The sequence below is a fragment of the Oryzihumus sp. genome (genome assembly GCF_036391795.1).
In the GTDB taxonomy this organism is placed as follows: Bacteria; Actinomycetota; Actinomycetes; order Actinomycetales; family Dermatophilaceae; genus Oryzihumus.
In genome coordinates this window covers 1-18,694 of record NZ_DASVZH010000084.1, presented here as the reverse complement: position 1 = coordinate 18,694, position 18,694 = coordinate 1, and the positions used below count along the sequence as shown (strand labels likewise).

Annotated in this window: 24 protein-coding genes; 13 read left to right on the top strand and 11 right to left on the bottom strand. The window is 73.1% G+C overall.

Annotated elements, in window-relative coordinates; all coding sequences use genetic code 11:
* Positions 1-225, top strand: a 225-nt coding sequence (locus VF825_RS04985; protein WP_331110770.1) for a hypothetical protein, incomplete at its 5' end; no start/stop codon positions are given.
* Here the strand turns inward: VF825_RS04985 and VF825_RS04980 are convergent.
* Both VF825_RS04980 and thpR read right to left on the bottom strand, forming a co-directional pair.
* Positions 185-1,471, bottom strand: coding sequence for an APC family permease (locus VF825_RS04980; protein WP_331110768.1), 1,287 nt, complete (start codon positions 1,469-1,471; stop codon positions 185-187). The two genes, VF825_RS04985 and VF825_RS04980, sit on opposite strands and share 41 nt — an antisense overlap.
* On the bottom strand, positions 1,468-2,034 hold the full coding sequence (gene thpR, locus VF825_RS04975) for an RNA 2',3'-cyclic phosphodiesterase (protein ID WP_331110772.1): 567 nt from the start codon (positions 2,032-2,034) through the stop codon (positions 1,468-1,470). Before thpR ends, VF825_RS04980 begins: the two co-directional genes overlap by 4 nt.
* A gap of 141 nt (positions 2,035-2,175) precedes the next feature.
* On the opposite strand from thpR, the gene VF825_RS04970 reads away from it, so the two are divergent.
* The 9 genes from VF825_RS04970 to VF825_RS04930 all read left to right on the top strand — a co-directional run bounded on the left by VF825_RS04970 (position 2,176) and on the right by VF825_RS04930 (position 12,276).
* Positions 2,176-2,730, top strand: coding sequence for a DUF6529 family protein (locus tag VF825_RS04970; protein WP_331110766.1), 555 nt, complete (start codon positions 2,176-2,178; stop codon positions 2,728-2,730).
* Between the two features lie 49 nt (positions 2,731-2,779).
* Positions 2,780-4,486 carry a metallophosphoesterase family protein gene (locus tag VF825_RS04965; protein WP_331110764.1) on the top strand — a complete coding sequence of 569 codons (1,707 nt, stop codon included), beginning with the start codon at positions 2,780-2,782 and terminating at the stop codon, positions 4,484-4,486.
* Positions 4,483-5,616 carry an acyltransferase gene (locus VF825_RS04960; protein ID WP_331110762.1) on the top strand — a complete coding sequence of 378 codons (1,134 nt, stop codon included), beginning with the start codon at positions 4,483-4,485 and terminating at the stop codon, positions 5,614-5,616. The genes VF825_RS04965 and VF825_RS04960 overlap by 4 nt, the downstream gene beginning before the upstream one ends.
* A gap of 75 nt (positions 5,617-5,691) precedes the next feature.
* Positions 5,692-7,134 (top strand): amino acid permease, encoded by a 1,443-nt coding sequence (locus VF825_RS04955; RefSeq protein ID WP_331110760.1) that lies wholly within the window; start codon positions 5,692-5,694, stop codon positions 7,132-7,134.
* Positions 7,134-8,363, top strand: coding sequence for an arginine deiminase (locus VF825_RS04950; RefSeq protein ID WP_331110758.1), 1,230 nt, complete (start codon positions 7,134-7,136; stop codon positions 8,361-8,363). Before VF825_RS04955 ends, VF825_RS04950 begins: the two co-directional genes overlap by 1 nt.
* The gene (gene argF / locus VF825_RS04945) at positions 8,364-9,365 is read left to right on the top strand and encodes an ornithine carbamoyltransferase (protein WP_331110756.1); all 1,002 of its coding nucleotides are present in this window, start codon (positions 8,364-8,366) and stop codon (positions 9,363-9,365) included.
* A 3-nt stretch (positions 9,366-9,368) separates the two neighbouring features.
* The gene (locus VF825_RS04940) at positions 9,369-10,322 is read left to right on the top strand and encodes a carbamate kinase (RefSeq protein ID WP_331110754.1); all 954 of its coding nucleotides are present in this window, start codon (positions 9,369-9,371) and stop codon (positions 10,320-10,322) included.
* Positions 10,300-11,529 (top strand): ornithine--oxo-acid transaminase, encoded by a 1,230-nt coding sequence (rocD, locus tag VF825_RS04935; protein WP_331110752.1) that lies wholly within the window; start codon positions 10,300-10,302, stop codon positions 11,527-11,529. Before VF825_RS04940 ends, rocD begins: the two co-directional genes overlap by 23 nt.
* 132 nt (positions 11,530-11,661) lie before the next feature.
* Positions 11,662-12,276 (top strand): YgjV family protein, encoded by a 615-nt coding sequence (locus tag VF825_RS04930; protein ID WP_331110751.1) that lies wholly within the window; start codon positions 11,662-11,664, stop codon positions 12,274-12,276.
* Between the two features lie 22 nt (positions 12,277-12,298).
* Here the strand turns inward: VF825_RS04930 and VF825_RS04925 are convergent, their stop codons facing one another.
* Positions 12,299-12,562: a Prokaryotic metallothionein gene (locus tag VF825_RS04925; RefSeq protein ID WP_141790585.1), complete on the bottom strand. Its 264-nt coding sequence runs from the start codon at positions 12,560-12,562 to the stop codon at positions 12,299-12,301.
* 98 nt (positions 12,563-12,660) lie between these two features.
* Between VF825_RS04925 and mmuM the strand changes: the two genes are divergently transcribed.
* Positions 12,661-13,575, top strand: a complete 915-nt coding sequence (gene mmuM / locus VF825_RS04920) for a homocysteine S-methyltransferase (protein WP_331110747.1) — start codon at positions 12,661-12,663, stop codon at positions 13,573-13,575.
* Here mmuM and VF825_RS04915 read toward each other — a convergent pair.
* Positions 13,550-13,684, bottom strand: a complete 135-nt coding sequence (locus VF825_RS04915) for a hypothetical protein (protein ID WP_331110745.1) — start codon at positions 13,682-13,684, stop codon at positions 13,550-13,552. The two genes, mmuM and VF825_RS04915, sit on opposite strands and share 26 nt — an antisense overlap.
* Before the next feature lie 92 nt (positions 13,685-13,776).
* Positions 13,777-14,769 (bottom strand): SPFH domain-containing protein, encoded by a 993-nt coding sequence (locus VF825_RS04910; RefSeq protein WP_331110743.1) that lies wholly within the window; start codon positions 14,767-14,769, stop codon positions 13,777-13,779.
* A gap of 140 nt (positions 14,770-14,909) precedes the next feature.
* Between VF825_RS04910 and VF825_RS04905 the strand changes: the two genes are divergently transcribed.
* The gene (locus VF825_RS04905) at positions 14,910-15,599 is read left to right on the top strand and encodes a DUF429 domain-containing protein (RefSeq protein WP_331110741.1); all 690 of its coding nucleotides are present in this window, start codon (positions 14,910-14,912) and stop codon (positions 15,597-15,599) included.
* Between the two features lie 40 nt (positions 15,600-15,639).
* The gene (locus tag VF825_RS04900; protein WP_331110739.1) at positions 15,640-16,128 is read left to right on the top strand and encodes a cupin domain-containing protein; all 489 of its coding nucleotides are present in this window, start codon (positions 15,640-15,642) and stop codon (positions 16,126-16,128) included.
* 22 nt (positions 16,129-16,150) lie between these two features.
* Here VF825_RS04900 and VF825_RS04895 read toward each other — a convergent pair whose 3' ends face one another.
* The 6 genes from VF825_RS04895 to VF825_RS04870 form a co-directional block, all read right to left on the bottom strand.
* A complete protein-coding gene (locus tag VF825_RS04895) occupies positions 16,151-16,657 on the bottom strand; it encodes a nitroreductase family deazaflavin-dependent oxidoreductase (protein WP_331110737.1) in 507 nt (168 codons plus the stop codon).
* A gap of 88 nt (positions 16,658-16,745) precedes the next feature.
* Positions 16,746-17,060: a hypothetical protein gene (locus VF825_RS04890; RefSeq protein ID WP_331110735.1), complete on the bottom strand. Its 315-nt coding sequence runs from the start codon at positions 17,058-17,060 to the stop codon at positions 16,746-16,748.
* Positions 17,061-17,161: 101 nt separating this feature from the next.
* Positions 17,162-17,725, bottom strand: coding sequence for a GNAT family N-acetyltransferase (locus VF825_RS04885; protein WP_331110733.1), 564 nt, complete (start codon positions 17,723-17,725; stop codon positions 17,162-17,164).
* Between the two features lie 83 nt (positions 17,726-17,808).
* A complete protein-coding gene (locus VF825_RS04880) occupies positions 17,809-18,141 on the bottom strand; it encodes a hypothetical protein (RefSeq protein ID WP_331110732.1) in 333 nt (110 codons plus the stop codon).
* Positions 18,142-18,309: 168 nt separating this feature from the next.
* Positions 18,310-18,447 carry a VOC family protein gene (locus VF825_RS04875; RefSeq protein ID WP_331110730.1) on the bottom strand — a complete coding sequence of 46 codons (138 nt, stop codon included), beginning with the start codon at positions 18,445-18,447 and terminating at the stop codon, positions 18,310-18,312.
* Positions 18,448-18,481: 34 nt separating this feature from the next.
* On the bottom strand, positions 18,482-18,694 hold a 213-nt coding region (locus VF825_RS04870; protein ID WP_331110728.1), incomplete at its 5' end, for a hypothetical protein.

The following is an 18,694-nucleotide window of genomic DNA, read 5'->3' as shown; positions in this document are numbered from 1 at the left end:
GCCGCCCGCACCCGCCCGGGCACGCCGGTGACGCTGCGCCCGCCAACCGCTGTCGCCGCCACCGTGGCGCTCGGGCTCCTGGTGGGGTGGCTGCTGCTCGAGCTGCGTTCCGGTGGGCCGGCCATCGGCCTGTCCGAGCGCGTCGCGGCCGCGGCCCAGGCGCTCTGGCCGCTGGCCGTCGTGCTCAGCTGCCGGTGGTCCGGCGCGCGCGCACGCGGTGCGTGACCAGCCGCAGCAGCACCCCGGCGCCGAACACCGCCAGCCCCACCACCACGGCCGACAGGGGCAGCGTGGCCACCAGCATGACGCAGCCCGCCGCGCCCAGCACCTGCAGCCAGCGGGGGAACCGCCTGCGCTCCCCCGTCTGGGTGAACGCGGCGAGGTTGGCCACGAGGTAGTAGGTCAGGACGCCAAAGGAGGAGAAGCCGATCGCCCCGCGCAGGTCGACAGCCAGGACGAGCACGACGACGACCATGGCCACGGCCACCTCGGCCCGGTGCGGCACGCGGTACCGCGGGTGGACCGCGTCCAGCCATCCGGGCAGGTCGCGCTCGCGCGCCATGGCCAGGGTGGTCCGGCCCAGCCCGGCGATGAGGGCGAGCAGCGCCCCCAGCGCGGCGAGCGCGCCGCCGACGCGGACCAGCGGCACCGCCCAGGTCCAGCCGCCCGCCCCGACCGCGGCCACGAGCGGGGCCGCCGAGGCACCCAGCCGGGTCGGTCCGAGGGCCAGCAGCGCGCTGACGCCGACGACGGCGTAGACCGCGACGGCGATCGCGAGCGCGACCAGGACCGCCCGCGGGATGACCCGCTGCGGGTCGCGCACCTCCTCCCCCATGGTGGCGATGCGGGCGTACCCCGCGAACGCGAAGAAGAGCAGGCCGGCGGACTGCAGCGTGCCGTACCACCCACCCAGCGGGCCGGCATACGGCTCGGTGAGGTGCGCCAGGCTCGCCTGGCCGCCGGCCAGGCACGCCAGCACGACCACGGCGAGGACACAGAGCACGACCGTGACGATGACCCGGGTCAGCCGCGCGGTCCGGGTCACGCCGCGGTAGTTGACCGCGGCGAGCGCCACGACCGCCACGGCACCGACCGGGCGCTGCCACGGCCCGGGCGCGACGTAGGCGGCGAAGGTCAGCGCCATCGCCGCGCAGCTGGCCGTCTTGCCGACCACGAACCCCCACCCGGCCAGGAACCCCCACCACGGGCCGAGCCGCTCCCGGCCGTAGACGTAGGTGCCGCCCGAGGTGGGGTACTGCGCCGCCAGCTGGGCGGAGGCGGTCGCGTTGCAGTAGGCGACGACGGCGGCGAGCGCGAGGCCCACCAGCAGGGCGGACCCGGCGGCCCGGGCCGCCGGGCCGAACGCGGCGAACACCCCCGCGCCCACCATCGAGCCGAGCCCGATGACGACGGCGTCGGCCGTGCCGAGGCGGCGGGCCAGCGCGGGCCGGCCGGTCGGCTGGCCGCTCACCGGTGCACGCCCAGGGCGAAGGTCTCCACGACCTCGTAGCGCGGTCGCCGCCGGGGACCCTCGCCCAGGTGGGACTCGACGAGGACCAGCTCGCTCGCGGTCCACTCCGGTCCGCGGTAGGTCTCCAGCACCCGCAGCCACCGGGTCACCTCGGCCGGCCGCCCGACCCGGGCCAGGGTCAGGTGCGGGTGGAAGCGGCGGCCCTCGACGTCGGCGCCCGCCTTGGCCCCGGCGGCCCGGGCACCCACGGCGAGCCGCGACAGCTCCACCTCGGGCTCGAGGCCACCGACCCCGGCCCACAGCACCTTGGCCCGGGCCGGGTCCGGGAAGGCGCCGGCCCCGGTCAGCGTGGCGGCGAAAGGGGTGCGCCGGGCCGCGGCGCGCGCCATCCGCTCCAGCAGGTCGTCCAGCGCGCGCTCGGGCACCGCCGGCATGAACGCCAGGGTCAGGTGCCACTGGTCGCGCGCGGTCCAGCGCAGCCCGGGCCCGGCCTCGCGCCGCGGCCCGAGGAACTCCTCGAGGTCGTCCAGGGCGTGCTCCGACGGCACGACCGCGGCAAACATCCGCACGTGGCCCATGGTGCCAGTCCCGGGACGCCCGGTATGCCGGGTCGCGGCCCCCGTGGCGCGGCCCACCGGGGGTGCGCCGTGGGGATCGTCCTGTTGACGGTGGCGCACGGCGGGCGGCGGGGTCACGCTGGGCCGGTGGCCACGACCACGACCCGGCCCGCACGTGTCGCCGGGACCCTGGCGGTCGGCGCCGCGGTCGCCGTGGCGCTCGGCGTCTATGGCCGGGTGCACCAGCCGACGTTCCGCCCCGTCACGACCCTGGGGTTCCCCGACCTGGTCTCGATGAAGGTGTGGCTCGGCTCGGTCGCCGGGCTGCTCGCCCTGGTCCAGCTGGGGTCCGCGCTACGCCTGTTCGGCCACCTCGGGTCCGGGCCGGCGCCGTCGTGGCTGGGCACGTTCCACCGCGTGACCGGCGGGCTGGCGGTGCTGGTCAGCCTGCCCGTGGCCTACCACTGCCTGTGGGCCCTGGGTTTCCAGTACGACCGGCCCCGCGTCCTCGTGCACTCGCTGGCCGGGTGCATCTTCTACGGCGCGTTCGTGGCCAAGGTGATGACCCTGCACAGCCGCATGCCCCGCTGGGCGCTGCCGGTGCTCGGCGGCCTGACCTTCACCGCGCTCGTCGTCGTGGTGCTGACCTCGGCAGTGTGGTTCCTGACGACCGTCGGACTTCCCGGCGGTGCCACGTACTGACACCGGGTCATGACTGTGCGGGGCCGCCAGGTTTGGCAGAGTGAGGGGCATGGCGGGCACCCGCACGACACGGGGACGGCTCGGCGGGGTGCGGCAGCGGCTGCGCGCCGCCGGCACGTGGGCGCGCCCGCGCGCCCGGCGATGGGCACCGACGGTGCTGGCCGTGCTGGGGCTGACGCTCGCCTGCTACGCCGGCGGGGTCGCCACCACCAGCCTCTTCCCGACCACCGTGGAGACGAGGCACTACCGCGCCGACGTGCGCCTGTCGGCCCTGCCGACCCTGACCTCGACGCTGCACAGCCCGACGTCCTTCGGCGACATCGACCTGGAGTTCACCAGCCTGCTGCCGGCGCCGGGCGTGGACGCGACCGTGGAGGTGAAGGAGAACATCACCGACGTCTTCGACGACCGCCGCGTCTCGATCAGCTCGCTGCAGCCCTCGACCACGGAGGTCAGCGCCGCGCTGGCCAGTGCGGTGTCGGGGGTGGGCCTGCGCTTCGCGGCGGGCGCGGTCGGCGTCGGGCTGGTGACGGTGGGCCTGGTGACGTTCGGGCGGCGCCGGCGCCCGTCGTGGCGTCACGTGGCCGCGACCGGGACCGCGGTCCTCGTCGCCGTGGGCGGCACCGGACTCGGCGTCTGGGACAGCTACCAGCCCCAGAACCTCAGCAGCTACAAGACCAGCGGCCTGCTCGGCACGCTGCGGCGCAACGCGGGCCTGCTCGGGGACGTGGAGGCCCGGGCCAACCAGGCCACGCCGTACATCAAGAACCTGCTCGCCCTCAGCCAGGCGCTGCAGGAGAAGTTCGTCCCCCAGGAGCTCAACCAGCCCGCGGCGGCGCGGTTCCTGCTGGTGTCGGACATCCACGGGGCCAACCAGTACCCGGTGATGAAGGGCGTCATCAAGGACGAGGGGATCACCGCCGTGGTCGACAGCGGTGACCTGACCAACTTCGGCAGCGTCGCCGAGGCCGAGGCCGCAGGCCTCTTCAGGTCCATCTCCCAGCTGGGGGTGCCCTACGTCTTCGTCCGGGGCAACCACGACGCCAACAGCCCCACGGACCGCGCGATCCTGCGGCGGATGGCCAGGATCCCCAACGTGATCCTGCTCCAGCCCGACGCGGGCACGTTCACCGAGGCGACCATCGACGGGGTGCGCATCGCCGGCTTCAACGACCCGCGTTGGTTCGGCGACGACAACAAGGACAACGCCGCCAAGCAGCAGCCGTCCGTGGACGCGTTCAACCGCACCTTCGCCGGCCGGGACGTGCCGGACATGGTCGTGTCCCACGAGCCGTCGGCGGTCAAGGGCGTGGACCACGCCGGCGTGCTCGTCAACGGGCACATCCACACCGACGAGCTGGACGGCAACCGGATCGGCGTGGGCACGTTCACCGGCGGGGGCACAGTCAGCCACCTCGTCGAGGAGCCCGGCGGTGAGCTCACCGGCCAGCCCTACGCGTTCGACATCGCGGTCTTCGGCCAGGACTGCGGCCTGACCTCGCTGGTGCGCTACACCTACCGCAACCTCATCGAGGGCCGGCCGGCCTACGACGACGTCACCGTGATCAACGGCCGCACCATCGAGAAGGACCGCCCCACCGGACGGGTGTGCCGCGACCTCGACGGGGTGCAGACGGCCACGGTGCCGGTCGTGCCCGAGAGCAGCGTCGCCACGCCGTCCTCCACCACCCCGACGCTGCCGAGCGCCACCCCGGCCCCGGCGACCGGCTCACCGAGCACCCCGCCACGGCCATGACCGTCGCCCCGGCGCGCTGGCCCTACCTGGACAACCTCCGGACGGTGCTGGTCGCCGGGATCATCACCGGCCACGGGATCCTCGGCTACAGCGGCGAGTTCGGCTGGACCTACCAGGACTACCGCGAGACCTCCCTCGCCGGGCTGACCCAGACGGTGGTGCTGGCGGTCGTCGGCCCGTTCGCGGTCTTCCTCATCGCGTTGCTGTTCCTCATCTCCGGCCTGCTGACGCCAGGATCGTTGCAGCGCAAGGGCACCGGCCCCTACGTGCGCGACCGCGTGCTGCGCCTCGGGGTCCCCTGGGCGGTCTTCGCGGTGCTCATCTACCCGACGCTGGTGCACTGGCTCGACCGCGGGATCCGGCACAGCCGCGCGACCTGGTGGCAGGACCTGCGCCGGCTCGTGCCCACCCTCGACACCGGTCCCCTGTGGTTCCTGCCCGTCCTGCTGCTGTTCTCCACCGCGTACGCCGTGTGGTGGCGCGTCGTCTCAGCCTCACCGCGCACGCGCCGCGGCAGCGCGCCCACCGGCCGCACGGTGGCGCTGCTCGTGGCCGGCGTGGCGGCGGGGACGTTCGCCGTCCGGCTCTGGCTGGGCCTGGACACCAACCAGGTCGCGGGGCTGCAGGTGTGGCAGTGGCCCGAGTGTGCGGGGCTGTTCGCCCTGGGCACGGTGGCCTCGGGTCACGGCTGGCTGGTCTCGGTGCCCTCCGGGATCCGCCGCGGGACGGGGTGGGCCGTGCTCGTGGGCGTCCTCGTCGCGGTCGCCGTGGTCGTGGCGGTCGGGCCGACCCGGATCACCGGCACGGACCTGGCCGGCGGGTGGAACCCGGATGCGCTGGGGGTGGCCGCCCTGGAGGCCACGCTCACCGTCTGCGGGCCCATCTGGTTGCTGGCCATGGCACAGACCCGGCTGCGCTTCGACGGCCCGCAGTGGCGCCGCGCCGGGCGCGGCGCCTACACGGCATACCTGTTGCAGGCCCCGGTGCTCCTCGCGCTGGCGGTGCTGCTGCGGCCCCTCCCGGTGGCCGCCGAGGTCAAGGCGCTGGTCGTGGCCGTCGGCGGGGTGCTGCTGTGCTTCGACGTGGGCAGCCTCCTGGTGCGCCGCACCCGGCTCGGCCGGCACCTCTAGGCCGCCGGGCCGGCCCCCGCGTCGCGGGAGGACCTTCGGCATGCCGGAGACGCCCGGCCCGGGAAGAACATCGAGGTGGACCCGCCCGTCGGGCGAGCGGGTCGTCGCCTGCGGGAGGTCGCCATGGCCCACGAGACGTTGCCGCGGCAGCGGCCCAGCAGCGCACCGGCCGAGCGGGCGATGGGCCTGACCCAGTCGACGGCGCTGGTCGTCGGCAGCATCATCGCGGTCGGCATCTTCAGCCTCCCGTACTCGCTGGCCTCCTACGGCCCGATCTCGTTGGTGGCCCTGCTCCTGGCGACCATCGGCGCGGCGGCCCTGGCCTTCATGTTCGCCGTGATGTCACGCCGGATGCCGGCGGACGGTGGTCCGTACGCCTACGCGCGCGCCGCCTTCGGCAACGGGGTCGGCTTCGCCAACGCGTGGTCCTACTGGGTCACAGCCTGGGCCGGCAACGCCGCCATCGTCGTGGGCTGCGTGTTCTACGTCGAGCACTTCGTCAACAAGGGCGGCTCCGCCGGGTGGTCGATCGTCATCGCGCTGGCCGGGCTGTGGATCCCGGCCGCCGTCAACCTCACGGGTGTGAGGAACATGGCCGCCTTCCAGGTCGTCACGACGATCCTCAAGATCGTCCCCCTGGCGCTGATCTCGACCGTCGGGCTGTTCTTCATCAAGGGCGCCAGCTTCACCCCGTGGAACACCAGCGGCGAGACGAACCTGTCGGCGATCGGCGGGGCCATGGCGATCTGCCTGTTCATCTACCTCGGGGTGGAGACCGCAGCCGTCGCGGCGGGCAAGGTCCGCGACCCCGAGCGCAACATCCCCCGCTCGACGGTCCTCGGCACCCTCGCCAGCGCGGTGATCTACCTGCTGTCCATGGTCGTCGTCTTCGGGATCATCCCCGCGGCCGACCTGGCCAAGGGGCAGAACCGGGCGTCGTACTCGGTGGCCTTCAACCACATCGTGGGCGGCGGCACGTGGGCCGGTGACGTGGTCGCGGCAGCGGTCATCGTCTCCGGCATCGGCGCCCTGAACGGCTGGACCATGATCTGCGCGGAGATGCCGCTGGCGGCCGCGCGGGACGGCCTGTTCCCCGCCGCCTTCGGGCGCATGTCCTCGCGCCGGGTGCCGGCAATCGGCATCGTCGCCTCGACCGCGCTGGCGTCCGCGGCGGTCGTGGTCAGCTACCTGGGCACCACCGGCTCGACGGTGTTCACCACCCTCGTCCTCATGACCGGGATCACGGCGGCCGTGCCCTACGCCTTCTCGGCCCTGGCGCAGCTGAAGTGGCGCTGGCACGACGACCACCGGGTGCACACCGCGCGGCTGTGGCGCGACCTCGTCGTGGCGTTCGTCGCGCTGTTCTTCTCGCTAGCCTTCATCTACTACTCACGCAACACCGGTGACAGCTGGTGGGTCGTGTGGGGACCGTTCCTGATGACCGGCGCCGCCGGACTGGTGGGCATCCCCGTCTACCTCTCCCAGCGCGGCCGCATGACCGAGCCACGGAGGCAGTGATGGGCAGCAGGTACTACGTCGGGTCGGAGGTCGGACGGCTGCGCCGGGCCATCCTGCACCGGCCCGACCTGGAGCTGAAGCGGCTGACGCCGACCAACAAGGACGACCTGCTCTTCGACGAGGTCTTGTGGGTCAAGCGTGCCAAGCAGGAGCACGACGGGTTCGCCGAGACGCTGCGCGAGCTCGACGTCGAGGTCGTCTACTTCGACCACCTGCTGCGTGAGTCGATGGCCGTGCCCGAGGCCCGCGACCACGTCCTGGGGCACGTCCTCGACGAGCGGGTCTACGGCCCGATGGCGCTGGAACCGGTGCGCGACATGGTCGACGCGATGGACGCCGACGACCTCACCGAGATGCTCATCGGCGGCATCACCAAGCGCGAGGCGCTCGAGCGCATGGACGAGCCGAAGTCGGTGGCCTTCCACGCCATGGACCTCGACGACTTCCTGCTCGCGCCGCTGCCCAACCACCTGTTCACCCGGGACACCTCGTGCTGGGTCTACGACGGCGTGGCGATCAACTCGATGAGCAAGAAGGCGCGCCAGCGCGAGTCGCTGCACTACGAGGCGATCTACCGCTGGCACCCCGAGTTCGGCGACGCCGGCTTCCACGTCTGGTCCGACGGGACGGTCGGCGGCCCGGCCACGATGGAGGGCGGTGACGTCCTGGTCATCGGCCGCGGCGCGGTGCTCATCGGGATGAGCGAGCGCACCACCCCGCAGGCGGTCGAGCGACTGGCCCACGAGCTCTTCGCGGCCGGCGCGGCAAGGCAGATCGTGGCGCTGGTGCTGCCCAAGGCCCGGGCGTTCATGCACCTCGACACCGTGATGACCATGGTCGACACCCACACGTTCACCAAGTACGCCGGTCTGGGCATGCTCGCGTCGTACACGATCGAGCCCGGGGACTCCGACAAGGAGCTCAAGGTGACCGACCACGCACCCGAGGAGATGCACCGGGCCATCGCGAACGCGTTGGGGCTGGACGACATCCGGGTGCTCACCCCCACCCAGGACGTGCGCGCCGCCGAGCGCGAGCAGTGGGACGACGGGTGCAACGTGCTGACGGTGACTCCCGGCGTCGTGGTCGCCTACGAGCGCAACGTCACCAGCAACACCCACCTGCGCCGCAACGGCCTGGAGGTCGTGACGATCCAGGGCAGTGAGCTCGGGCGGGGCCGCGGCGGGCCGCGGTGCATGACCTGCCCGGTGGACCGGGACGGGATCTAGATGGCACCGAACCTGCACGGGCGCAGCTTCCTCAAGGAGCTCGACTTCACTCCCCGGGAGTGGAAGGGGCTGCTCGACCTGGCCTCGAGCCTCAAGGCCGCGAAGTATGCCGGGACCGAGCGGCCGCTGCTGACCGGCCGCAACCTCGCCCTGATCTTCGAGAAGACCTCGACGCGGACCCGGTGCGCCTTCGAGGTGGCCGCCTTCGACCAGGGCGCGCACGTGTCCTACCTGGAGCCGACCGGCACCCAGATCGGGCACAAGGAGTCGATGAAGGACACCGCCCGGGTGCTGGGCCGGATGTATGACGGGATCGAGTACCGCGGGTCCCGCCAGGAGCTCGTGGAGACCCTGGCCGAGCACGCCGGGGTGCCGGTCTGGAACGGCCTGACCGACGAGTGGCACCCCACCCAGACGCTGTGCGACATGCTGACGATGCGCGAGCACTGCACCAGGCCGGACGGCGAGATCGCGTTCGCCTTCGTCGGTGACGCCCGCAACAACGTGGGGAACTCGCTGCTCGTGGCCGGGGCGCTCATGGGCATGGACGTGCGCATGGTCGCCCCGCGACAGCAGTGGAACCACGACGAGGTCATCGCGAGCGCCCGGTCCCTCGCCGAGCGCACCGGTGCCCGGATCACCCACACCGACGACCCGGCAGAGGGCGTGCGCGGCGTGGACTTCGTCTACACCGACGTGTGGCTGTCGATGGGAGAGCCGAAGGAGCTCTGGCAGCAGCGGATCGACCTGCTCAAGCCCTACCAGGTCAACGCGGCGCTGATGAAGGCGACGGGCAACCCGGCGACGCGGTTCATGCACTGCCTGCCCTCCTTCCACGACCGGCACACCACGGTCGGCGAGCAGCTCTTCGAGCAGACCGGGATGGAGGCGCTGGAGGTGACCGACGAGGTGTTCGAGTCCGACGCGTCGATCGTCTTCGACCAGGCCGAGAACCGGATGCACACCATCAAGGCCGTGCTCGTCGCGACGCTCGGCGGCTGAGCGATGCGGATCGTGGCGGCGCTCGGCGGCAACGCGCTGCTGCGGCGCGGGGAGAAGCCGGACGCGGCCACCCAGGAGGCCAACGTCGACCGCGCGGTGCGCGCCCTGGCGCCGCTCGCCCATGACCACGAGCTGGTGCTGACCCACGGCAACGGGCCCCAGGTCGGGGTCCTCGCCATGCAGAGCGCCTCCGACCCGCACCTGACCACTCCGTACCCGTTCGACGTCCTGGGCGCCCAGACCCAGGGGATGATCGGCTACTGGCTGCTGCAGGCGCTGCAGAACGCCCTGCCCGGGCGGCAGGTCGCCAGCATCATCAACCAGACGCTGGTCCTGGCCCACGACCCGGCGTTCGCCAACCCGACCAAGTTCGTCGGCGAGGTCTACTCCCGGGCCGAGGCCGAGCGCCTGGCCGCGGCGCGGGGATGGACGGTCCACCAGGACGGGGGCGAGGACTCCTGGCGGCGGGTGGTGGGCTCACCGACGCCGCAGCGGGTGATCGAGACCCGGCTGATCCGGCTGCTGCTCTCCAGCGGCGCGGTCGTCGTGTGCGCCGGCGGGGGTGGCGTCCCGGTGATCCGCAACGAGAAGGGCAAGCTCGCCGGCGTCGAGGCAGTGGTCGACAAGGACCTCACCGCCGCCGTCCTCGCCGAGGCGCTCGAGGCCGACGTGCTGCTCATCCTCACCGACGTCCCGCACGTCGAGCGCGGGTTCGGCACGCCCTCGGCGACGCCGATCCTGCGGGTCACGCCCGCGGCGCTGCGTCGGGAGGCGTTCGCGGCGGGCTCGATGGGCCCCAAGGTCGACGCCGTGTGCCGGTTCGTCGAGCTCACCGGGGACATGGCCGCCATCGGGCGGCTGGAGGATGCGCAGGCGATCATCGCCGGGGATACTGGGACCATCGTGACGCCCGGCGGTGACTACGGAGGGCCAGATGACCTCGCGACGTACGGTTGACCCGGTCTCCCTGACCGCGCGCGACATCGCGCTCGACGACGCGGTGACCGCCCACAACTACCACCCGCTGCCGGTGGTCATCGCCAGCGCGTCCGGGGCGTGGGTCACCGACGTGGACGGCCGGCGCTACCTCGACTGCCTGGCCGGCTACTCCGCGCTGAACTTCGGGCACGGCCACCCGGTGCTGCTGGACGCCGCCCGGGAGCAGCTGGAGCGCATCACCCTGACCAGCCGGGCATTCCACAACGACCGCATGGGCCCGTTCTGCCGCGACCTGGCCGAGCTGGCCGGCATGGACCTGGTGCTGCCGATGAACACCGGCGCCGAGGCGGTCGAGACGGCGATCAAGGTCAGCCGCAAGTGGGGCTACGACGTCAAGGGCGTGCCGGCCGACCGGGCGACGATCATCGTCGCCGAGGGCAACTTCCACGGCCGCACCACGACGATCGTCAGCTTCTCCACCGACCCGGTGGCCCGGGCCGGCTTCGGCCCGTTCACCCCGGGCTTCCGGATCGTGCCGTACGGCGATGCGGCCGCCCTGGGTGCCGCGATCGACGAGACCACCGTGGCGGTGCTCATCGAGCCGGTGCAGGGCGAGGCCGGGGTGCACGTCCCACCGCCCGGTTACCTCGCCGAGGTCCGCGAGATGTGCACCGCCGCCAACGTGCTGCTCGTCGCCGACGAGATCCAGTCCGGCCTCGGGCGCACCGGCTCGACCTTCGCCTGCGAGCTCGAGGACGTGGTGCCCGACGTCTATGTGCTCGGCAAGGCGCTCGGCGGCGGCATCGTGCCGGTCTCGGCCGTGGTGGCCCGCCGCGAGGTGCTCGAGGTGCTCACGCCGGGCAGCCACGGCTCGACCTTCGGCGGCAACCCGCTCGCCTGCGCCGTCGGGCACGCGGTGGTGGGGCTGCTGCAGACCGGGGAGTACCAGGCCCGGGCGGCCGAGCTGGGTGCCCGGATGCGGGAGCGGCTGCTGGACCTGGTCGGCGACCGGGTGACCGCGGTGCGCACCCGCGGGCTGTGGGCCGGCGTCGACGTCGACCCCGCCCTCATGAGCGGGCGCGAGCTGTCCGAGCGGCTGCTGGCCCGCGGCGTGCTGGCCAAGGACACCCACGGCTCGACCATCCGGCTGGCCCCGCCGATCGTCATCGAGCAGGACGACCTCGACTGGATGCTCGACCAGCTCACCGAGGCCCTGTCCTCCTGACCCCTGCGCAGGGTGGGCTGCGGCAGGCCCCGAATCGGCCCCCACAGCGACACCACCGTGCGCACAGCGGGCTGAACCACGCTGGGAGCGGGGCGGATCCGCGGCCCGAGGGCTCGCGATACGCTCCAGGGCATGCCGTGGTTGGAGGTGCTGGGCTGGGTCGGGTCGGCCGTCCTCGTCTGGTCGCTGCTCCAGACGCGCATCCTGCGGCTGCGGCTGCTCAACCTCGTCGGCTCCCTGGTGCTCATCGTCTACAACGGCATCGTCGGGGTCTGGCCCATGGTCGGCCTCAACGTCACGCTGGCGGTGATCAACGTCGTGCACCTGCGCCGGCTGCTCGCCGGGCGGCACGACGAGGGGACCTACACCGTTCTCGAGGTCTCACCGCGCGACGAGTACCTGCGCCACTTCCTGCGCATCCACGAGGGCGACATCCGCCACTTCAACCCGGACATGGTCTACGACCCCGACGTCCCGGGGCGCGCGGCGTTCCTCGTGCTGCGCGGCGACGAGACGGTCGGCGTGGTGCTGGTGCGCGACGCCGGGGCCGGCACGGCGCAGGTCGACCTCGACTACGTCACGCCGCGGTTCCGCGACTTCGCGCCGGGCGAGTTCGTCTACCGGCGCAGCGGGCTGTTCCGCGACCACGGCTTCCGCCGGGTGCTCACGCCGCCGGGCATGGTCGAGCCCTACTTCGAGAGCATCGGGTTCCGCCGCGAGGGCGAGGTCTACGCCCTCGACCTGTGACGCCGCGCGGGCGGCACGCCGGTCAGCTGACCGGGTGCGCCCCGACGCTGTCTCGGATCGCGGTGCCCTCGGGCGCGCCACTGTCCCGGGCGCAGTGGGCGCAGCAGAACAGCTGGCCCTCCACCTCGACACCGTGGCCGAGGATCCGGCAGCGGCAGTGCTCGCAGACCGGCGCGAGCCGGTGCGCCGCGCACTCGAGCGAGTCGAAGATGTGCACCTGGCCGCTGACCGTGCGCACCTCGAAGGACATGTAGTAGTCGTTGCCGCAGACCTCGCACACCGCCATGTCAGGACACCTCCGTCGTGGTCACGTGCCTTCGAGCGTGGCCCGGCGCGTGTGGCTCCGCAACGGCCAACGGTCCCGTCAGGGGTGAGGATGGTGCCATGGCGGACTTCGCACGTGCCCTGGCCGAGGGTGGCCTGGTCCTCGACGGTGGCCTGGCCACCGAGCTCGAGGCGCAGGGCCACGACCTGTCCGACGCGCTGTGGTCGGCGCGGCTGCTCGCCGACGACCCCGACGCCGTCGTGGCCGCGCACCGCGCCTTCTACGCCGCCGGGGCGCAGGTGGCCACGACGGCCAGCTACCAGGCCAGCTTCGCCGGGTTCGCGGCGACCGGCCTGGCCCGGGATGAGGCTGCGGCGCTGATGCGCCGCAGCGTGTGGCTCGCCGACCGGGCTCGCGAGGGCATGGCGTCGCCGGACTCGCTGTTCGTCGCCGCCTCCGTCGGGCCGTATGGCGCGGCCCTGGCCGATGGCTCGGAGTACACCGGCGCCTACGACCTGGACGTCCGCGGGCTGCGGGCCTTCCACCGCCCGCGGCTGGAGGTGCTGGCCGAGGCCGGCGCCGACGTCCTCGCGGTCGAGACGATCCCGTGCCTGGCCGAGGTGGAGGCGGTGCTGGAGGAGCTGAGCCGGCTGGACGGCATACCGGCCTGGCTGTCGCTGACCTGCGCCGGCGGCCGGACCCGACGCGGGGAGGACCCGGCCGAGGCGTTCGCCATGGCGGCCGGGGTGGAGGGCGTCGTCGCGGTCGGCGTCAACTGCACGGCCCCGGAGGAGGTGACCGACCTGCTCCCGGCGGCGGCCACGGCCGGGAAGCCGGTGCTGGTCTACCCCAACTCCGGGGAGGGCTGGGACGCCCGGACCCGGTCGTGGACCGGCGCGTCCGCCCTCACCGGCGGGCAGGTGGCCGACTGGCTGGACGCGGGCGCGTCGGCGGTCGGCGGGTGCTGCCGCGTGGGGCCCGCCGACATCGCCGCGGTGGCGGAGGCGCTCAGCGCTTCCGGGCCCCCGCGATGAACTCGTGGCTCGCCTCGGTGGAGGCCTTGGCCTTCTTCTCGGCCCGCTTCTCCTTGATGGACTTGCCGGACTTCTTCGCCATGGTGTGACGCGGGGACTTGTCGGACATCGTCGGCTCCGTTGTGGGACCTGCACGGTCCCGTCCCTGCAGACAGTACGCCGGTCCGGAGCCGTCGGGGAACGGGCCCGGACCGGCGGTGCTCACCTGCCCGGGGTGATCGCGAAGCCGGCGCCGGGGGCGAACGTCGTCACCGTCGGCGGGATGGCCTTGAGGGTGTCGATGGTCGCGCAGGCCGGGCACTTGAGGTAGCCGTTCTGGCGCTGCTCGTTGGCCGCCGCCTCCGCCTTGGCCTGGGCGACCTTGGCCTGGGACTTGGACACCCCGGCGAACTCGGCCTGGGCGTCGTCGATGGCGTTCTGCACCTTCACCGGCAGGGTGATCTTGGCCAGGTTGAACCGCACGTTGGTGATGAACGTGCCGCCCAGGGTCGCGGTCAGGTCGTCCTCGAGCGAGGTGTTGATCGCCTGCTGGATCTTCTGGATGTTGACGTTGTTCTGGCGGCCGGCGGCGCCGGTGAACACCGCCGCTGCGGCCGAGGGGTTCGCCGCCTGCTGGGCACCGCTCTGCACCAGCGCGCAGGAGGCCTGCAGCTCGGCGCAGCGGAAGTCCCCGATCTGCTGGCGCAGGTCGTTGCTGATCACCGGGCGCACGATGGCGTCGAGGAAGGAGCTCCAGCCCTCGTCGCCGTCCCAGGCGGCGCGGTACTGCCCGTCCAGGCCTTGGTACTTGCGCGTGCCGTACTTGTCGTCGAAGGCCATCAGGGTCTTGCTGTCGGTGTTGAGGGTGAAGTAGATCGTGCCCTCGATGCCGATCTCCACGCCGTCGGCGGTCGGGTCGTTCTCGACGTCGACACCGGTCCGGTCACCACGCTTGGCGTCGGAGGTGATCGTGTAGAAGCGCTGCTGCGCCGGGTACTTGTGCGACTGCGAGAACAGCCCGGTGTAGGTCCGCGACGAGGCCGGCTCGATGATCTGGCGGATCCGGTTGTTGTCGAAGGGCCCGCCGTTGCGGACGACCGCGATCTCACCGCCCTGCGTCCGGTCGAACGAGGTGAGCACCATGCCGCCGGTCACGACCGCCGCGACCACGGCGGCGAGCACGACGAGCTTGATCGCGATCGAAGGAATCTTCATGTGGGACAACGCTCCGAGGTCGGTGCCGGCCAGTGGCCGGCGAGGTAGGTGCTCACCTTGATGTGCGCCCGGGCCGATTGGTTCCCGGGTATGCCGTGCCGTCACCTCCGCGGGCCGGCGGCGGCTGGTAGACAGGCCCGGTGAGCGTTCGGGTCTTCGGCGTCGACGGGTGCCGCACCGGCTGGGTCGGCATCGTCCTTGACGGTGGGCGCGTCACGGCGGTGCACGGCGTGACGATCACCGACCTGCTCGAGGCGGCCGGGCGGGACAGCGGGCTCGCCTGCGTCGCGGTCGACATCCCGATCGGCCTGCCCGACACCGGCCGGCGCCAGGCGGATGTGTTGGCACGCAAGGCTCTTGGGCCGCGCTGGCAGTCCATCTTCCTCACGCCTGTGCGACCCGCCCTGCTCACCGCCGACTTCGCCGAGGCGGTCGCCCTCAACCGCGAGCTGGCCGGCGAGGGCCTCTCCCGTCAGGCGTTCGCCCTGCGCACCAAGGTGCTCGAGGTCGACGCGCTCGTCCGCGACAGCGCGGTCCCGGTGGTCGAGGTCCATCCCGAGCTGAGCTTCGCGACCATGGCCGGCGGCCCCCTGGCCGCGGGCAAGAAGACCTGGGACGGCGCCCAGGAGCGGCGCGCGCTGCTGGCGCGGCACGGCATACCGCTGCCAGACGACCTCGGCGTGGCCGGCGCCCTGGCCGCAGTCGACGACGTGCTCGACGCGGCCGCGGCCGCCTGGTCCGCGAGCCGGTGCGCCGCGGGGCTGGCGCGCTCGCTGCCGGCGCCGCCGGAACGGTTCAGCGACGACGTCCCCTGCGCCATCTGGACGTGAGCGGCAGACTGCCGCAGACACCACGAGAGGGGAGCCGCCCATGTCGTACCCACCGGAGCGGTACCACGGCGAGGCCGGCGAGGTCAGCGCCTGGATGCGGCGGGCCGGCCAGGCCCCCGAGCTCGGCCAGCCGGGCGGCAACCAGGTGCACTACCTGGCGACGACCGCCCAGACCAGTGGCGAGTTCGGGCTCTACCGCTGGGACTTCGGCCCGCACGTGAGCGGCCCGGACCCCCACTTCCACCGCACCCTGTCCGAGTCGTTCTTCATCCTCTCGGGCACCGTGCGGCTGTTCGACGGCAGGGGCTGGGTGGACGCGACGGCTGGGGACTTCCTCCACGTGCCGGTGGGCGGCATCCACGGCTTCCGCAACGAGTCCGGCGAGCCGGCGTCGATGCTGCTGCTGTTCGCTCCTGGCGCGCCGCGGGAGGACTACTTCGAGACGCTGTTCGACGCCGCCCGTCGCGAAGCCATGACCGACCAGGAACGCACCGAGTTCTTCCTGCGGCACGACAACCACTGGGTCTGACGACCCCAGCCGGACCGCTCCTTCAGGTCGCCTCGGTGACGCGGAGCCAGTGGCTGAACCGGTAGAAGCGGGTCCGCATGGCCCACTCGGGTGGCAGCGCGGGCAGGATCGCCTCCGACGGCACGACCTGCGGGTCGCCGACGCGGTGCCGCACGCCGTCGAGGACGACGGTCGCCTCACCGGCCGCCTGGACGTTGTGCAGCCAGTCGACCTCGGTGCCGTACGGCAGCGGGATCGCGAAACCACCCTCGAGCGGCACGGCCACGACCGGCGTGGCGTAGGAGCGCCCTGAGCGGCGCCCGACGTGCTCGACCCTGGCGGCGTACCAGTGCCGCCGGCCCGCCAGCCTGAGCATCACCGGGTTGAGCACGCGCTTGTTGCCCTGCCGGAGGACGTCGACCAGCGGCCTGGACCCGCTGCGCACCGCCATGACGAAGAACGCGAGCAGCAGCACCACCGGCACCAGCACCCAGCGCACGAGCCGGGCCCGCCACCACGGCGTCCGGCCGCGCTGTCGTCGTCCATGCATGACGTGCCCCCGTCCCTCGTGCCGACATCACGATGGTCTCCCCCGGTGGCGCAGCCGTGGCCGGACCTCGGTCCCGCCGTCCGGCCGGTCAGTCGGAGGGCCGACGGCGCAGCGCCGCGGCCCAGACCAGGACGACCGCCCCCAGCCACACGCCGGCCGCGATGACCGTCGCGACCAGCGGCACGAGGTCGGTGAAGAAGTAGCCGTACCGCGGGTCGGCGACCGACTCACACCGGTAGGTGACCCACCCCTTCGGGATCCTCCCCCGCACCACAGCCGTCAGCCGCACCGGCGCCCACAGCTCGGACGGCTCCCGGCTCAGGCACGCGTCCTCGAGCGCCCGGCCCCGCGCCACGAGGGCGGCGACCCAGCAGGCCAGCCCCGCCAGGAGGGTCGTGATCACCGCACCGACGATCTGCAGACACAGACGCCCTTGGCCCTCACCGTCCTGCATGCCGCCCCCGGTATGCGCGGTCGGTCCCCTCGGCGAGGACGGTCACCGGATCAGCTGCCCGCCGGGCGTTCGCCCGCGGGCGGTCCGTCGGCCGCGTGGCGCGTGTTGGGCTTGACCATCGCGCAGCGCCCCTCGGCGTCGATGCCGGGCATCGACGCCTCGTGAGCCATGGTCGCCGCGAGCTCCGGGCCGATGGCGGCGGCGGGGAGCTCGCGGTAGCCGAGCCCGGCGTAGTACGGCCCGTTCCAGGGGACGTCGCGGAAGGTCGTCAGCGTCGTGGCCGGGCGGCCCGCGGCCTGCCCCCAGGCCTCGACGTGCCGGACCAGCGCGCGCCCGATCCCCTGTCGTCCGTGCCGGGGCGCGACCGAGACCTGGGCGACGTGCGCGTTGCCGTCGAGCACCTCGGCCACGACGTATCCCGCGACGTCACCGTCGCGTCGGACGAGCCAGACCCGCTGCTGGGCCAGGGGCTCCTGCAGCTCCTCGACAGTCGCGTCGTGCTCGGCCACCTCGTGCAGGCCGACGGTGTGGAACAGCTGTCCCGCCTCGATCTCCAGCCGCACCAGGCGGGGAAGGTCGGCCGCGGCCGCGGGCTCGATCTGGACCTGGGTCATGCCACGACCCTGCCACGGGTGCCGGCGCAGCCGGCGGCGTTTTCCGCCGCGACGGCGCGGCGCGGCATACCGGTCCGGGCGGTTCAGAACCGCCACGACAGGTAGTTGGCCCACCGCGGGTACCCCGCGCCGCGGGGCTCGGCGCGCACGCTCTGGGGCGTGGCCGCGCGGAAGCCCAGGGAGACGATCGCCGGGATGCTCACCCCGAGCTGCACCGCTTCGAAGAACGAGCGGGTGCCGGTGCCGTAGAGCAGCGGGCCCGCAGCGCCCAGCACGAGGAGCAGGGTGGACCAGGCGAGCTCACGTGCGCCGGGTCGCACTCCGTCGACGAACGCCGAGAGCGCCCGCAGCCCCTCGTGGGCGAAGGAGCCCACGAGCCCGGCGAGCAGGAGCGGCCAGAAGCCGGAGATGTCCACGACGGCCTCCTTCGGCTCGGACGTCCCTGCCGGCCACCGTCGCGACCCCCGGGCGCCGGCGCCACCGGTGAATGCACGGTGCTCCCGGGACCTGCCTGCGCGCTTTGACGGGCGCGGGTGTGGCCCCTCAGCCGCCGAGGGGGCCGAAGACGATGCAGAACGGATGGCCTACCGGGTCGCCGAAGACGCGATGACCACCCAGTCCTCCCGGTCCTCGGTGACCTGCATGAGCACCTGGCAGTAGAAGTCCGCGAGCCGGGGCGGGTCGGGACAGTCGATGACGGTCTTCTCGAGGCGTCCGATCATGCCGCGAGTCTGCTCCGGCGAGGTCGGTCCGGCATCACGACCATCCGAGCGCTCTCGCAAGCGCGGGAAGGACCCAGACGAGGACGAGCCCGCCGTACGCGACCACGGTGGCCACCCGCAGCCCGCGGCGGAGGCGCAGGAGGGGCACGACCGGCCACCCCGCCCGCTGGGCCCAGAAGCGCAGGTAGCCGACCGAGCTGACCCCCCGCCGGCGCTCCCGCCGGTCCGGTCGTTCCAGCGCGTCCCA